The sequence below is a fragment of the Bradyrhizobium uaiense genome, assembly GCF_010811875.1.
Taxonomy (GTDB): Bacteria; Pseudomonadota; Alphaproteobacteria; order Rhizobiales; family Xanthobacteraceae; genus Bradyrhizobium; species Bradyrhizobium uaiense.
In genome coordinates, this window is sequence record NZ_VKHP01000089.1 from 1 (window position 1) to 15,659 (window position 15,659).

Below are 15,659 nucleotides of genomic sequence, written 5' to 3' on the forward strand. Positions count from 1 at the left end.
TCTCAAAGCTCAAGCAGTTCCGACGTGTCGCAACCCGCTTCGAAAAAACGGCCCGGAATTACCGGGCCGTCGTCACTCTCGCTGCCATTGTTCTATGGATGCGCTAGTGTCCACACCACCTAGAGCACGACGAGATTGGGCTGAATCGTCATCGCGCCCCGGCTCCTTTCAGCATGGTCTTCGCGCAAACGCTGCGCGCTTGTCGCTACCCCTCCTGAAGTTGCCGTCGGCGACGCCAACTGGCCACGCGGGGCGTCTGCCCCCTCACTGTGGCTGCATGGCGATTAGTATGCCTCCTGGTACATCAACGCGGTCGCCGTCCGGATGATGATCCGGATGTCGAGCCAGATGCTCCAGTTGCTCACATACCAGACGTCATACTCGACGCGCTTTTCCATCAGATCGATGGTCGGGGTCTCGCCTCGGAAGCCGTTGACCTGGGCCCATCCGGTCAGCCCCGGCTTCATGTGGTGCCGATACACATATTTGCTGATCAGCTGGTCGTAGTAATTATCGTGGGCCAGCGCGTGCGGACGCGGACCTACCAGTGACATCTCGCCGCGCAGCACGTTCCAGAGCTGCGGCAGCTCGTCGATGCTGGTCCTGCGCAGGAAGCGACCGACCCGCGTCACCCGCTTATCCTGCCTGGTGGCCTGCGTGACATTGGAGCCATTCTCGGCCACGGTCATGCTGCGGAATTTCCAGATCTTGAACGGCTTGCCATTGAAGCCGCGGCGCGACTGCCGGAAAATGATCGGACCGGCCGTATCGAGCTTGACGAGCAGCGCGGCGGTGATGATCAGCGGCGCCAGCATCAAAAGCGCAAAGGACGCCAGCCCGATGTCGAGGCAGCGCTTCTGGACCCGCTCGAACACCGTGAGCGGCGGCCGCTGGATTTCGATCGCGACGGTTCCGCTGACCGGCAGGAATGGCCGCGAGACCAGGTCGGCGATCGGAAAGTCTGGCAACAGGCGGATCGGCTGCGGAACCACCCGCAGGTGCTGGCTTAGTTTCTGCAGCATCGGCAGCTCGTTCCAGTCGATCGCCACGAGATATTCGTCGACATCGGCCGCACGCGACTGCCTGATCACGTCGGCAACCTGTTCGCTCCATGCCGCGTCGTCCTGTTCCGGGCCGACGGTGAGCACGAAATGACGAACGACGTCGAACCCGTGCCTGCGAAGGTCCTTGAAGCGGCTCGACGTGAAGTCCAGCGAACGCAGGCTGAGCAGGATCACCTTGCGGTCGATCAGCCGTCCCTTGGCGAACGCCGATGACAGGCAGTAGCGCCAGACCACCCGGTGCGTGACGAGCCCGACCGCCCCGATCCCGGTGAACAGGATGATCGTGCCGCGCGACAGATTGGCGGTCGACTTCAGGAGGAAGGCCGCGACGGCCAGCGTCGTCAGCGCGAACAGCCAGGTAAAGACAACTTTTCGCGATTGCCAAAACGTATCGAGCAATTTGTGGTTGTCATAGACGCCCTGAAAATAAGCGGCCACCACGAACACCATGCCAACAATCAAGCCGGCGCCGAGCGAATTGTCAGGATCGGTCGGCGAATTCATGAACTCACGATAGAGCGCGCTCGCCGCCATATAGCAGAGCAGGATGAGAAGGAAGTCGCCGGCGATGATGAAGAGCTGGAACGGTCTCTGCAGCGAGGTCCCGCGGTTCGACGTCAGTATGCTGAGTCCGTCAGAGCCATATGTTGTTACAGACATCTCGAACCTCATCATCACATCAACGGCCGCGCGCGGCGTGAAACAAAACGGACAAAGCCAAAAACGTCGGTGAAATGTCGATGAAAGGTGCGTCGGATGCTGCGAAACGTTCTAACACCAAAGCCTTGATTGGGATGCGTGGGTTCGTGCGAGCGCAAGGTGTTTACTAAACGCAGCGACATTGTGGCGCCGCACCAGAAAAATCAATTCCACTCTTCGCATTGCAAACGCATGACGCGCGCTGCGATCACAGCATGATGCATGAGCAATCAATTCGTGATGCGCGATTGTTCAACGCGAGTACGGAACCTGCGCGCCATCAGCGTTGTGCAACGAAGAGCGACCGGTTGCACGATCGTCATCGTGCAGCTGACACTTCCTTGAGCAATCGGCTGCATGCAGCACTTGCACGCGGTAAACGATTTGTTGATTCTTTTTTCCGACGTGTGGTTGCCTGCACACACAGCCCTGACATCAGGACAATTCGGCCGAGCCGTTTCTCCTCGTCGTGCTCTCGCTCGCACGCGGCTGGTGGCCAGCAAGACACTGTCTATCTATACCGTCGTGTTCACCGAACGCCTTCAGTTCCGATCTCTGATCCGGCATCCTGTTCGGGCCCCGCGCTGGGAGGAACCTCTGGCGGCTGCGGTTCCACTAGACGGAGCGCAAAGTCTTGCGGCCGAAACACGGCGAAGCAGTCATAGTCCCGACATGAAACGCGCTTTGCCTAACGATCGCAGCAAAATCAGCTCGCCTAGTTGAGAATGGGCAGATCCTTCCTGCGCGCAGTCCGCGCACTTTCCATCCACTGCAACCATGCGCGATCGTGCTTGCTGTACAATTCGAGCCAACGCTGCGCCGGCCGGCTGACTGGGCGGCCGGAGGGGTCCCACAGCACGTGCCCAGCATCGTGCAGACCCGACAGATGATCGAGCCGCTCGAACTCGAAGGTCTCCTCAAAAGTGAGACCGATCAAAACGCGCCGGCCGTCATCGTCGATGCAATAGCGCGGTGGCGAGTTCCCCCTGAGGTCGGTCATTTTACAGGAACTCGCTTTGCGATCGGGGAGCAGGCTCGAGCCGCAAGCCGCCGGCGGCCCGATCCGGGCGAGTTCGCAACAGCGATCAGGGGTACACGCCGAACGGCCAACCAGTTCATCAATCGGTCCCTTCAGCCAGCTCGACCAACGTGACAGGTTTTCGAGGCAGCAGCCAACGTCCGCGACGGCACAGGCTCCCGCGCATGATCAAGCCGACGTGTGAGTACGGTCGTCATCACAAGGCGCGAGCCTGCCTCCCGACGGTCTGCAAGGCCGGAGTGCTTGTGCGATCGCCAGGGACGAAGCGCGTAACCGCGAAGATGCAGACCGAGAACCTCAGGATCAGACCACCAAGCATGTCCAGCTTCCCAATTCACCCGCTTCTGCATCTGCAGTCCGAAGTTGTGACCACATCATGATTCAGCGCGCCGAAAGATTGTTCATCCGCCAAGTTTTTTGTGCAGCCCAACGATGCAGAGCCGATCACACGCGTGCATACGGGTTCCTCACTTCATGAGAAGAACCAAAGCGCAAATTTCAGGAACATCGTGCTCAGCAGATAGATCCATCCGGTCATCGCCAGCACGACCAAACCAACAAGGACACCGGCAAGACTCTTCTCTTTCAACTGCGTCAGCAGAGGAAATTTGAATCGATAAAGCATGTATCGGGCTCGCCCCAAGTCGACCATCAGACGTACTCGTCAAATCCGATGATCTCATGACGCGGTGGCGCTCGGTCACACCGCACCATGCACATGACGAACGATCGCATTCACATTGCGCGCGCAACCGATCCAGCACCTTTGCCACCGGGCTTGGTCCTCACCATGCCCAATTTGATCGCACGTGTGCATGCAACTCACTCAGGCGCAGCCGCGGCGCAGTACATATTCAAGTTCCATTTCATGTCCGCGCGGTCGTGAGACGAACAAACCTTAACTTTGACATGTTCTTCGCATTCTTCGGATAGCAGGGCGCTTGGCAGCCGCGACATCCTTCTTCGCTTTCCTCAATTGGTTGTCGCAGGGTAGGGGAAGTCATGCCTTACAATCTGGCCGAACGGATTTTGGTGACTGGCGGCTCGGGATTTCTTGGTTCGCACCTCTGCGAGCGGCTGCTTGCAAGCGGCGCAGAAGTGCTTTGCGTGGACAATTTCTTCACCGGGACGCGAAGCAACGTCGAGCATCTTCTCGATCATCATCGCTTCGAGCTGTTGCGTCACGACGTAACGTTCCCGCTCTATGTTGAGGTCGACCAAATCTACAATCTGGCCTGCCCGGCTTCTCCCGTGCATTACCAGCACGACCCGGTTCAGACCACCAAGACCAGCGTGATCGGCGCCATCAATATGCTCGGGCTGGCCAAGCGGCTCAAAGTGAAGATCCTGCAGGCCTCGACCTCCGAGATTTATGGCGATCCTTCGACGCATCCTCAAACCGAAGAGTATTGGGGAAACGTCAACCCGATCGGCCCCCGCTCATGCTACGACGAGGGAAAACGCTGCGCCGAAACCCTGTTCTTCGACTATCGACGCCAGCATGGCATGCCCATCAAGGTTGCGCGCATCTTCAATACCTATGGACCGCGCATGCACCCGAACGATGGTCGCGTGGTTTCGAATTTCATCGTCCAGGCATTGCGCGGGCAGGACATCACGATTTACGGCGACGGCCTGCAGAGCCGGGCATTCTGCTACGTCGACGATCTGATCGATGGGCTGGTGCGCCTGATGCAATCGCCGGACGAGGTCACCGGACCGTTGAATCTCGGCAATCCCCATGAAATCACGATGCGCGAGCTCGCGGAACTGACGATCGAGCTGACCGGCTCTCACTCGAAGATCGTCCATCGCCCGCTCCCGCAAGACGATCCACGGCAACGCCAGCCTGACATTTCGCGCGCAAATGCTCTGCTCGGGTGGGCGCCACGGACGGCGATCCGCCAAGGTCTGGCACGAACGGTCGCCTATTTTGAGGGATTGCTGACGGACTCCGGAGGCCGGTTCGCTCATGGTCCGTCGACGCGTCCGCACGCAGGCAGCCAGGGCCTCGCGATCCCGGCAACTTAGGTTTTCCAGCGCCGACGCCGCAAGCCGGCTGCCGGCAATAGACCCGGAAGACGCGCGGCGACGTTGCCCCATGGTGACGCGGCCCGCGCTGCGGCCCGTGGAGACTCCTGGCGCGACAAACATGGTTGCACGGCTCGCTGCGAAGGTTTAGGATTGTGGCGATGAGGGGGAGCCAAAGCCATGTCGTTCGCTTGCGCCTGGGCCTGACATGCGCATAACGATGGTGGGGACGGGTTACGTCGGCCTGGTCTCCGGGGCCTGCTTTGCCGATTTCGGCCATCAGGTCATGTGCGTCGACAAGAACGCCGACAAAATTGCCGCGCTCGATCGCGGCGAAATTCCGATCTTCGAGCCTGACCTCGACCGCCTGGTGGCGACCAATGTCCGTGCCGGCCGCCTGACCTTCTCGACCGAACTCGCCGAGCCCGTCAGCAAGTCGGAGGCGGTGTTCATCGCGGTCGGAACGCCCTCGCGGCGCGGCGACGGCCATGCCGACCTCAGCTATGTCTACGCCGCCGCGCGCGAAATCGCCGCGAACCTCAAGGATTTCACCGTCGTGATCACCAAGTCGACGGTGCCGGTCGGCACCGGCGACGAGGTCGAACGGCTGATCCGCGAGGCCAATCCTGCAGCCGACGTCGCGGTCGCATCCAATCCGGAATTTTTGCGCGAGGGCGCCGCGATCCGCGACTTCAAGCATCCCGATCGCATCGTCGTCGGCACCGACGACGAGCGGGCGCGCAAGGTGATCGCCGAGATCTATCGCCCGCTCTATCTCAACCAGGCGCCGGTGATGTTCACCGGGCGGCGCACCGCCGAGCTGATCAAATATGCGGCGAACGCCTTCCTCGCGACCAAGATCACCTTCATCAACGAGATCGCGGACCTCGCCGAAAAAGTCGGCGCCGACGTGCAGGAGATCGCGCGCGGCATCGGCCTCGACAACCGGATCGGCACCAAGTTCCTGCACGCCGGTCCCGGTTTCGGCGGATCGTGCTTCCCGAAGGACACCCGCGCGCTGATCAAGACCGCGCAGGACTATGAAGCGCCGGTCCGCATCGTCGAAGCGGTGATTGCGGTCAACGAGAACCGCAAGCGCGCGATGGCGCGCAAGGTCGCCGCCGTGTTCGGCGGATCGCTGCGCGGCAAGACCGTGGCGCTGCTCGGCCTCACCTTCAAGCCGAACACCGACGACATGCGCGAGTCGCCGTCGATTCCCTTGGTCACCGCGCTGCAGGATCTCGGCGCCAGCATCAAGGCCTACGACCCCGAGGGCATGGAGCAGGCGCGCAGCGAACTGTCCGACGTGACTTATTGTGACGGCCCCTATGAATGCGCCAGGGACGCCGACGCGCTGGTGATCGTGACCGAATGGGAGCAATTCCGCGCGCTCGACCTCGCCCGTTTGAAGCGCGAGATGGCCTGCCCGGTGATTGTTGACCTCCGCAACATCTACCGTCCGGACGAGGTCACCGGCCACGGTTTTCAATACGAAAGCGTCGGCCGCCGCTCTCAGCCGCAGGCGTAACGAGCCCTCTTCGTCCGTCACAACGAGAACATGCTCTAGACGCGGTGATAGTCGCGATACCAGGCGACGAATTTCGCCACGCCGTCCTCGATCCTGGTCTGCGGCCGGAAGCCGATATCGCGCGCGAGGTCTGTGACGTCGGCGAAGGTTGCGGGCACGTCGCCCGGCTGCATCGGCAGCAGCTTTTTATTGGCTTGCCGGCCGAGCCCCTGCTCGAGCAGCCCGACCACGTGCATCAGTTCTTCCGGCCGCGAGTTGCCGATATTGTAGACCCGCCAGGGCGCCTTGCTCGAACCCGGATCTGGATGTGCCCCCGACCAGTTGACGTCGCCCTCCGGCGGGCGGCCGATCAACCGCACCATCGCCTCGACCACGTCGTCGACATAGGTGAAGTCGCGCCGCATATTGCCGTTGTTGAACAGCTGGATCGGCTTTCCCTGCGTAATCGCGTCGGCGAACGCGTAGAGCGCCATGTCCGGCCGATACCACGTCCCATACACGGTGAAAAACCGCAGCCCGGTCGTCGGTATGCGATAGAGATGGCTATAGGAATGGGCGATCAGCTCGTTGGCCTTCTTGGTCGCAGCGTACAGGCTGATCGGATGATCGACGTTGTCGTGGACCGAGAACGGCAGCTTGGTGTTGGCGCCATAAACCGACGACGAGGACGCAAACAGCAGATGCCGGCAGACGGTATGCCGGCAGCCCTCGAGGATGTTAAGGAAGCCCTCGAGATTGGAATCCACGTAAGCCTGCGGATTCTGCAGGGAATAGCGCACACCGGCCTGCGCGGCGAGATGCACCACGACCTCGAAGCGATAACGTTCGAACAGCGCCTTCATCCCGGCGCGATCGGCGAGGTCGAGTTCCAGGAAGGTGAAGCCGCGGTGCTGCTTGAGCAGATCGAGCCGCGCGCGCTTCAGCGCCGGATCATAGTAGCCGTTCAGATTGTCGATGCCGATGACCGGCTGCCCTGCCCGCAGCAAATGCTCCGCCAGATGGAAGCCGATAAAGCCGGCGCAGCCCGTGACGAGTAGGTTGCCTGCGATCATCACGTTGTGCCTGTGCCTTTCGCCTTGCGCCGGACCACGCCGAATGCGCCGTCACGCGCAGCCGCTGCCTTCACCTGCCGCCGCAGGGGCGCGTCAGTTGCTGGCGGCCGGAGCCTTATAGTCCGGAAAGCGGCTCAGGACCGCGGCCTTCATGAACTTGAAGTGCGCAATCTCGGTCGCGAGTTCCTTCAGCCGGCGCTGGCCGTTGGATATCTCGGCGTCAAACAGGTCCTGGTGATGGTTGTCAAGCGCCTCGCGCTCCAGATATTCGTCGGTGCCGTTGCCGAGCGTCACCGCGGCGCGGGCCAGAACATCGTCGACACGGCGGCCAAGGCCGGATTGCTCGCTTTCGGCCGCCTGCAACGCGGCTTCGATCGCGGCCATGATCGATCCGATCCGGGCGCGATCGGTCTCGGCATCGCGCTCGGCCGAGCGGGCCTTGAAACCTTCCTCGCTGCGCCGCGACCTGATCAAGTCATGCGCGCGAGACCGCAAAAACAGCTGAAACATCTGTCAGTATCCGGTTCGGGCCCATTCAGGCAGGATAGGCCAAGAATCGCCCGGTCTTAGTTAAAAATGGGTGAATTGCCTGCGTGCTCGGCCCTGAGATCAGCCTTCCACTTGATCCAGGCCTTGTCGTGCTTGTCGTAGAGTTCGAGCCACCGTCCCTCGCCGGCTGACGACAACGGCTGCAAACCCTGGTCTCCTCGATCCGTCAGCACCGGAAGCGAGGAGTCGAGACCCTCGAACTCCGACGTCTCTTCAAGTGTGAGACCGACCAGCACGCGCCGGCCACAGACATCGACGACATATCGCCTGGGCGATTGCCCCCTGAGATCACTCATGTTGCGTAAGGTCCCTTGCGATCCTCGGGGCCAGCGACAGGATCAGACGGGGCTCTGGCACACGACCAACCCGCCTGCCGCACGGACGGGGACACGATGACCGATTGCATGTTGTCCCGCCACCCCCAACTCACCCCACTGTCGCGCTACCTCGATCGAACTAGCCCGCTAGAACGCGCGGCGCATGTGGCCGAACGCGGTAACTGGCTGCTCCCGCCTCGACGGCTTCGCAGCTGACGGCGCCACATACGGCGCATAGATCCGATATTGCGCGCGGCGCTTGCTCGACCGCCACGAGCGCGCGGCGAAACCGGAGAAGAAGCCGGCGACGAAGGCCGCCGCAAGAATCAGAACGGGAGAAAGCATCACAATCGTCCATGTTAGTCCGAATGTTATTTAACATTTCGAGTTGTGACGACATCATGATCATGCGCGCCGAAAGATTGTTCAGCCGCTGGAATTTTTGTTCAATCAAACGGCGCAGCAACGGTCAGCTGCAACTACGGTTGTTCTCGCGCACGATCTTCGCGCGAGACAAACGTCTCAGGAGAACCACCACAGCATAAATTTCAGGAACATCGAGCTGAGAAGATAAATCCACCCCGCCATCGCCAGCACCGTCAGCCCGACGAAGACGCCTGATACGCTTTTCTCCCTGAGGCGCACCAACAACGAGTTTTTTTCTTCCTGCCGATAGAACATCTCAAGCTCGAGGCGCATCTGATTCAAATCAGCTAGCAGTCAATTTCGATGATCTCGTGACGCGCCGCGCCAGCAATTCGCCGCGCGCATCACAGATCACCACGGCAAAATCTCGTGAAGCCGCGAGCCATCGTCGAAGAAAATTCCACGCGGCGTGATCCGGGATGAGACCTCAGCGATCGCAGCATTCGAAGGCCGGGCCGGACGCAAGCGTGACCGACCGCACGCATTCTCGCAGGGCGCGCAGTGCGCGACTGCTCTAGCCTGCGTCCCTGTTTCGGAGCCTCGCATGCAGGACAGCAGCGCTACACGCGGAAGAAGGCGAACCAGACGACACCGAGGATCAGCACGGCGAGCCCCGTCGAGGCCGTGAGCAGAGCGAGAACCGAAGGTCCAGGCTCGGCCTGACGCGCCTCGGTCGGGGTTTCAATGATTTGACCGTGTCGTTCCGTTGCCATCGCGACCTCCTTGCTTAAGTGCCTGTAATTCCGGCGATTGCCGTTCCCCTTCGCAAGGCCAACGCGTGATCCGGAGTGGTGTTCCGAGCGATCCGACGGCCGTCCCGCCGCCGCGTCAAACGGGCGCAGCCCGAAGCTACGGTTAACGCCGTTACGAGATTCACCCGGCCGTGTTGTTTCAAACTGGGGTTCCCGGTGTTATCCTTGAGCGTTCCGTCGGTTGCGTAATCGGAGTTTCCCTATGGCCCCCCGCGCCAACTGGAAGGGCTTTTTGCGCCTTTCGCTCGTGACTTGCCCGGTTGCCCTGTACCCGGCGACGTCGGATACCGAAAAGGTCTCCTTCAACCAGATCAACCGCAAGACCGGCCACCGCATCAAATACGCCAAGGTCGATGCGGAAACCGGTGAGGAAGTCTCAACCGACGACATCATGAAGGGCTACAAGGTCGACACCGACACCTACATCGAGGTCACCAAGGAAGAGCTCGACGACATCGCGCTGGATTCGACCCGCACCATCGAGATCGACGAATTCGTGCCGCGCAGCGAGATCGACAGCCGCTATCTGATCCGCCCCTATTACCTCGTTCCCGACGGCAAGGTCGGCCACGATGCCTTTGCGGTGATCCGCGAGACCATTCGCAGCATGGACAAGGTCGCGATCGGCCGCGTGGTGCTGACCAACCGCGAGCACATCATCGCGCTCGAGCCACTCGACAACGGGTTGATGGGCACGCTGCTGCGCTACCCCTATGAGGTGCGCAGCGAGAAGGAATATTTCGACGACATCCAGGACGTGAAGATCACCAAGGACATGCTCGACCTCGCCAAGCATATTGTCGAGCAGAAATCCGCCGAGTTTGATCCGGAGGAGTTCGAGGACCGCTACGAGCAGGCGCTGATCGACCTGATCAACCAGAAGCGCAACGGCATCAAGATCGCAAAGCCCGCGGCGAAGGCCAGCGGCAACGTCATCAACCTGATGGACGCGCTGAAGAAGAGCCTCGCCAACGAGAAGCAGGCCGCGCCGGGGAAAGCCGAGGCAAAGGCCGCGAAAGGCAAGAAGCCGAAGAAGCGCATCGAGGGCCAGCGCGAGATGTTGCTGCCGATCTCGGGCAGCGGCAAGCGCGAGCCCAAGGAGGCCGCCAAGCCCGAGCCGAAGAAGGCCGAGAAGGCAACGCGCGCGCAAGGCACCACGGCGCGGAAGAAGGCTGGCTGACGCCGCGGCGTGCTGGTGACGCTGCGGAAGGCCGCCGACGACATCATGAAACTATCGGAAGACGTCCAGTAAGCGGCGCGCTGGCTGATGTTCGCGCGCATCGCGATGCTTCGCGCGTTGAATGGAGACGGCGGCGGCTGAAGCGGGGACCTATGAAGCGGTGTCTCTCGGCGCTTACTTATAGCGCCTACTTGAACGCCGAGCTGACGGCACTGAATTGGCCGCTCACGCTGGTGCCGATGCCCCTGACGCCGGCGACGATCACGATACTGATACCGCCGGCGATGACAGCGTATTCGATCGCCGTCGCCCCGACCTCATCCCGCAGAAATCTTGCCAGCAACCCGCGCATGAAAAGCTCCTGTCCGACGCTCGCGGCTCTTTGTCTCCCGCGCCGTAGTAATATGCCAGCAAAACTAGGCCACATTGGTTGACGGCCCATTGATGGACACGATGAACGATCGCTTAAGGGTTGCGCAGAAACTCGGTACTAGTTTTGCCTGCATCAGGGCGCCGCGGCGCGGGGCGTCCGGCCGCGTTTGGGCGTAAACGCATATCAGGACTACCCGATCCGGCCCGCAGCTCGGCTTTACCGGTCGGCGGAATCCTGTTCCTTTATCGGACAGGACGACAACGAGGCCGGAACGAACCGGCCGCATCCAAAAGGGAGTGACCGTGATGAAGCTCGGCACCGCGATCGCGGAAATCATGAAGCGCGAGGGGATCGAGATCCTCACGGGCTACCCGGTCAACCACCTGATCGAATACGCTGCCGCCGCCGACATTCGCCCCGTGATGGTGCGCCAGGAGCGCATCGGCGTGCACATGGCGGATGCGATCTCCCGCGTCACCTCGGGCGAAAAGATCGGCGCGTTCTGCATGCAGCACGGTCCGGGCGCCGAGAATGCGATGGGCGGCGTCGCGCAGTGCTATGGCGAATCCGTACCCGTGCTGGTGCTGCCGATGGGCTATGCGCGCCGGTTGGCGAACATCGATCCGAACTTCAACTCCAGCCAGGCGATGAAGGCGTTTTCCAAATCTTCGGAGCCGATCAACATCGCCGCGGAGGTCTGTAACATTTTCCGTCGCGCGTTCACTAAACTGAAGAACGGCCGCGGCGGACCGGTCATCGTCGAGATCCCCGCCGACATGTGGAACGAGGAGGTGCCGGAGCCCCTCAACTACACGCCGGTGCTGCGCACTCGCTACGGTGCCGACCCTGTCCATGTGAAGGAAGCCGCCGCCCTGCTCGTCAACGCCAAGCGTCCGGTGATCTATGCCGGCCAGGGCGTGCACTACGCAAAGGCCTGGCCGCAGCTGAAGCGCCTCGCCGAGCGGCTCGCGATCCCGGTCACCACCAGCCTCGGCGGCAAGTCGTCATTCCCCGAGACGCATCCGCTGTCGCTCGGTTCCGGCGGCCTTGCAGTGCCGCGCGCGGTGCCGAAATTTTTGGCCGACGCCGACGTGATCTTCGGCATCGGCTGCTCGTTCACCGAAACATCGTTCGGCATCGCGATGCCGAAGGGCAAGACCATCATCCATTCGACGGTCGATCCGAACCACATCAACAAGGATGTCGAGGCCAGGATCGGCCTCGTCGGCGACGCCGGCCTCGTGCTCGACGCGCTGCTGGAGGAAATCGGCAAGACCGTGACTGCGGACCGTAACGCGAGCGCGGTCGCGGAAGAGATCGCCGCGTCTCACACGGAATGGCTCGCCAAGTGGATGCCGAAGCTGACGCACAACGACGCGCCGCTCAATCCATACCGGGTGCTATGGGATCTGCAGCACACGGTCGACATCCACAACACCATCATCACGCATGACGCCGGCAGCCCGCGCGACCAGCTCTCGCCATTCTGGAAGTCGGTCGAGCCGCTGTCCTATATCGGCTGGGGCAAGACCACGCAGCTCGGCTATGGACTTGGCCTTGCGATGGGCGCGAAGCTCGCAAAACCGGACAAGCTCTGCATCAATGTCTGGGGCGATGCCGCGATCGGCTTCACGGGGATGGATTTCGAGACTGCGGTGCGCGAGCGGATTCCGATCATGTCGATCCTGCTCAACAATTTCTCGATGGCGATCGAGCTGAAGGTGATGCCGATCTCGACCGAGAAATATCGCTCGACCGACATCTCCGGCGATTACGCCGCAATGGCCCGCGCCTTCGGCGGCTATGGCGAGCGGGTGACCAAGCCCGAAGACATCATCCCCGCGATCAAGCGCGGCATCCAGAAGACCAAGGAAGGCGTCCCGGTGCTGCTGGAATTCATCACCAGCAAGGAGACCGAGGTGTCACGGCCGGGCACCTGAGGGCATATCGCACCCCCTCACCCACTTGATTTGACCTCGCCCGCGCGGGCAAGGTTCCTCCGACGCAACGTCGGAGGGAGAGATGGCGCGCATCCTGGTGCTGGGTGCCGGCTTTGCCGGGCTGTGGGCCGCGCTCGGTGCGGCCCGTAAGCGCGACGAAATCGGTGCACGCGCGGCCGACACCGAGATCCTCGTCATCGATCGCTGCGCCTATCACAACATCCGGGTGCGCAATTACGAGGTCGATCTCGGCGACGTCGCGCTGCCGCTCAAGGATCTGCTCGATCCGGTCGGCGTCGCGCATACGGTGGCCGACATCGAAGCGATCGATGCGGCTAAGCGCGAAGTCGTGGTCAAGACCAGCGCGGGCGCCGAACATTTGAGCTATGACCGGCTGGTGCTGACGACGGGCAGCGAGCTGGTGCGGCCCGCGATCCCGGGCCTCGCCGCGCATGGCTTCGACGTCGACACCTACCAGGCGGCGACGCGGCTCAACGGGCATCTGGCGGCGCTCGGCAAAGAGCCGCCATCGCAGGCGCGTTCGACGGTGGCGGTCGTCGGCGCCGGGTTCACCGGGATCGAGGTCGCGGCCGAAATGCCGGCCAAGCTCGCACGCGCCGGCATCACCGGCGAGCACCGCGTGATCCTGATCGATCCCAATCCCGTGGTCGGCGCAACCTTCGGCGCGCATGGCCGTCCCGTCATCAACGAGGCGCTCTCGGCGCTCGGCGTCGAGACGCGGCTGAATGTCAGGGTCAGCGCCGTCGCTGCCGACAGCATCACGCTCGATAGCGGCGAGATCATTCCGGCCAAAACCGTGGTGTGGTGCGCGGGCATGCATGCCAGTCCGCTTGCCGCAGCGCTGCCAGCGAAGCGCGACCGGCTCGGCCGTCTTGCGGTGGATCACACCATGCGCGTCGAGGGTCTCGACGGCGTCTTCGCCGCCGGCGACGTCGCTTGCTGCCTGATCGACGGCGAGCATCCGACCGTGATGTCCTGCCAGTTCGCGCGGCCGATGGGCCGGTTTGCGGGACACAACGTGGTCGCCGATCTGTTCGGCGAAAAACTGCTGCCGCTCGCTATCGACTGGTACGTGACCGTGCTCGATCTCGGCGCCTGGGGCGCGCTCTACACCACCGGCTGGGATCGCGAGGTGCGAACCACGGGTGCGGCCGCAAAGCTCACCAAGCAGACCATCAACCAGCAGCGCATCTATCCGCCGCGCAACGGCGATCGCACCGCGCTGCTCGCGGCCGCAGCGCCGACGATCCAGGCGGCACCGCCGACGCGCAAATAGCAGATGGGATGGTTGCTCTCCACGACGTCGTTGCGAGGCGCGAAGCGACGAAGCAATCCATCTATCCCAGTGCGGGGAGATGGATTGCTTCGCTTCGCTCGCAATGACGGCGCAGTTTCGCGCCTCGCGCTTACTGCGACAGCTTCACAAAGTCCGGAAACTTCAGCTTGCCTTCGGCGATCGCCTTCGGCCAGACCGTGATCTGCTTGCCGTTCTGCCACTGGAACACAAGGCCGGTGACGGCACCCGGACCGGACTTGATGCCGTGGGTGAACTCGTCGTTCTTGCCGTAGAACTGGATCTTGCCGATCGTGCCGTCGAAGTCGGTCTTCTCGAGCTCGGTGACCATCTTGTCCGGATCGGTCGAGCCGGCACGCTGGATCGCCTCCGCGATGATGTAGACCTCGTCATATGCGGTGTAGCCGGTATAGGCCGGCGGCGTGCCGAACTTGGCCTTGAAGGCGGCCGCGAACGGCTTGGTCTTCGGCGTGACCGCGACATCAGGCGTCGCCACCGCGAGCGAGGGCACGCCTTCGGCGGCGCCGTTGGTGTCGCCCCAGAATGTCGGGCTCAGCGCCTGTGCGCTGATGCCGAACATCGGGATCGGCACCTGCTGGTTCTTCCACTGCACCGTCGGCTGCACGCCGACATGGGAGATGCCGGTGACGATCACGTCGGGCTTCGCCGCTTCCATCTTGTTGAAGATCGGCGTGAAGTCAGTGGTGTCGGGCGAGAAGCGGATATGCTCGACCACCTTGAGGCCGGCCTTGGGCAGGCAGGCCTCGTAGCCGACGTCGAGCGGCTTGGTCCACGCCGCATCCTCGCTCATGATCGCAACCGACTTGAACTTGAGTTGATCGACCAAGAGCTCCTTGGCCGCATCACAGACCAGCTGCGCCTGCGCGGCCGAAGTCAGGTAGCCGTGGAAGGTGTACTTGTTCTTCTCATAGTCGTTATGAACAGCCTTGGTGATCTCGTTAGAGGCGGCACCGGGCGTGATCAGCGGCATCTTCAGCCGCGAAGCCCACGGCTCCAGCGCCAGCACAACCTCGCTGATGTAGCTCGCGATCACGGCGGACACCTTGTCCTCGCTCACCGCGCGCTGGAAGGCGCGCACCGAATCGGCCGACGAGCTCTTGTTGTCGTAGGTGACGATCTCGATCTTGCGGCCCATCACGCCGCCCTTGGCGTTGATCTCGTCGGCTGCGATCTGCGCGCCGCCCGGGGTCGCCGCGCCGGCGATCGACTGCACCTCGGCGATCACGCCGATCTTGATCGGATCGCTGGACTGGGCATAGGCTGGCGCCGCGAGGCACAGCGCGAGCGCCGAGGCCAGCAAGCTGACGCGGGTGGCGGTTGAATGTCCTGACATCATGATCTCCCTTGTTTTGCTTTCTTGTTCTTGAATTTTC

At 62.1% G+C, this 15,659-nt stretch carries 16 protein-coding genes and 1 pseudogene; 6 read left to right on the forward strand and 11 right to left on the reverse strand.

The annotated features are described in order from the left end of the window. Positions 1–107: pseudogene (locus tag FNJ47_RS21380) on the forward strand (IS5/IS1182 family transposase); the annotation flags it as partial. Positions 108–284: 177 nt separating this feature from the next. On the opposite strand, the gene FNJ47_RS21385 reads toward FNJ47_RS21380, so the two are convergent. From FNJ47_RS21385 to FNJ47_RS49885, 3 genes are all read right to left on the reverse strand, one after another. After that, entirely contained in the window at positions 285–1,724 is a 1,440-nt protein-coding gene (locus FNJ47_RS21385; protein ID WP_163156574.1) for an undecaprenyl-phosphate glucose phosphotransferase, read from the reverse strand. A gap of 754 nt (positions 1,725–2,478) precedes the next feature. After that, complete coding sequence (locus tag FNJ47_RS21390) at positions 2,479–2,763, reverse strand: hypothetical protein (RefSeq protein ID WP_163156576.1); 285 nt, start codon at positions 2,761–2,763, stop codon at positions 2,479–2,481. Between the two features lie 511 nt (positions 2,764–3,274). Next, a complete protein-coding gene (locus tag FNJ47_RS49885; protein WP_165445789.1) occupies positions 3,275–3,427 on the reverse strand; it encodes a hypothetical protein in 153 nt (50 codons plus the stop codon). A gap of 377 nt (positions 3,428–3,804) precedes the next feature. Between FNJ47_RS49885 and FNJ47_RS21395 the strand changes: the two genes are divergently transcribed. Together FNJ47_RS21395 and FNJ47_RS21400 are read left to right on the forward strand one after the other, a co-directional pair. After that, on the forward strand, positions 3,805–4,833 hold the full coding sequence (locus FNJ47_RS21395; protein WP_163156578.1) for a UDP-glucuronic acid decarboxylase family protein: 1,029 nt from the start codon (positions 3,805–3,807) through the stop codon (positions 4,831–4,833). A 208-nt stretch (positions 4,834–5,041) separates the two neighbouring features. Continuing rightward, entirely contained in the window at positions 5,042–6,361 is a 1,320-nt protein-coding gene (locus tag FNJ47_RS21400; RefSeq protein WP_163156580.1) for a UDP-glucose dehydrogenase family protein, read from the forward strand. Between the two features lie 35 nt (positions 6,362–6,396). Here FNJ47_RS21400 and FNJ47_RS21405 read toward each other — a convergent pair whose 3' ends face one another. The 6 genes from FNJ47_RS21405 to FNJ47_RS49895 form a co-directional block, all read right to left on the reverse strand. Beyond that, entirely contained in the window at positions 6,397–7,413 is a 1,017-nt protein-coding gene (locus tag FNJ47_RS21405) for an NAD-dependent epimerase (RefSeq protein WP_163156582.1), read from the reverse strand. A gap of 93 nt (positions 7,414–7,506) precedes the next feature. Further along, positions 7,507–7,923: a hypothetical protein gene (locus tag FNJ47_RS21410; RefSeq protein WP_163156584.1), complete on the reverse strand. Its 417-nt coding sequence runs from the start codon at positions 7,921–7,923 to the stop codon at positions 7,507–7,509. A gap of 56 nt (positions 7,924–7,979) precedes the next feature. Continuing rightward, on the reverse strand, positions 7,980–8,258 hold the full coding sequence (locus FNJ47_RS21415) for a hypothetical protein (RefSeq protein WP_163156586.1): 279 nt from the start codon (positions 8,256–8,258) through the stop codon (positions 7,980–7,982). Positions 8,259–8,426: 168 nt separating this feature from the next. Further along, positions 8,427–8,624 carry a hypothetical protein gene (locus tag FNJ47_RS21420; protein ID WP_163156588.1) on the reverse strand — a complete coding sequence of 66 codons (198 nt, stop codon included), beginning with the start codon at positions 8,622–8,624 and terminating at the stop codon, positions 8,427–8,429. Between the two features lie 177 nt (positions 8,625–8,801). Next, positions 8,802–8,960, reverse strand: a complete 159-nt coding sequence (locus tag FNJ47_RS49890) for a hypothetical protein (RefSeq protein WP_165445790.1) — start codon at positions 8,958–8,960, stop codon at positions 8,802–8,804. 305 nt (positions 8,961–9,265) lie between these two features. Then, complete coding sequence (locus tag FNJ47_RS49895; RefSeq protein ID WP_165445791.1) at positions 9,266–9,418, reverse strand: hypothetical protein; 153 nt, start codon at positions 9,416–9,418, stop codon at positions 9,266–9,268. 241 nt (positions 9,419–9,659) lie between these two features. Here FNJ47_RS49895 and ku point away from each other — a divergent pair, with 241 nt between their 5' ends. Next, the gene (gene ku / locus FNJ47_RS21425; RefSeq protein ID WP_163156589.1) at positions 9,660–10,637 is read left to right on the forward strand and encodes a non-homologous end joining protein Ku; all 978 of its coding nucleotides are present in this window, start codon (positions 9,660–9,662) and stop codon (positions 10,635–10,637) included. 187 nt (positions 10,638–10,824) lie between these two features. Here the strand turns inward: ku and FNJ47_RS21430 are convergent, their stop codons facing one another. After that, the gene (locus tag FNJ47_RS21430) at positions 10,825–10,989 is read right to left on the reverse strand and encodes a Flp family type IVb pilin (RefSeq protein ID WP_163156591.1); all 165 of its coding nucleotides are present in this window, start codon (positions 10,987–10,989) and stop codon (positions 10,825–10,827) included. A gap of 326 nt (positions 10,990–11,315) precedes the next feature. Here FNJ47_RS21430 and FNJ47_RS21435 point away from each other — a divergent pair, with 326 nt between their 5' ends. Both FNJ47_RS21435 and FNJ47_RS21440 read left to right on the forward strand, forming a co-directional pair. Continuing rightward, positions 11,316–12,950 (forward strand): thiamine pyrophosphate-requiring protein, encoded by a 1,635-nt coding sequence (locus FNJ47_RS21435; RefSeq protein WP_163156593.1) that lies wholly within the window; start codon positions 11,316–11,318, stop codon positions 12,948–12,950. A gap of 82 nt (positions 12,951–13,032) precedes the next feature. Beyond that, on the forward strand, positions 13,033–14,247 hold the full coding sequence (locus FNJ47_RS21440) for an NAD(P)/FAD-dependent oxidoreductase (protein ID WP_163156595.1): 1,215 nt from the start codon (positions 13,033–13,035) through the stop codon (positions 14,245–14,247). A gap of 130 nt (positions 14,248–14,377) precedes the next feature. Here FNJ47_RS21440 and FNJ47_RS21445 read toward each other — a convergent pair whose 3' ends face one another. Then, positions 14,378–15,622 carry an ABC transporter substrate-binding protein gene (locus tag FNJ47_RS21445; protein WP_163156597.1) on the reverse strand — a complete coding sequence of 415 codons (1,245 nt, stop codon included), beginning with the start codon at positions 15,620–15,622 and terminating at the stop codon, positions 14,378–14,380. Positions 15,623–15,659: the final 37 nt, after the last annotated feature.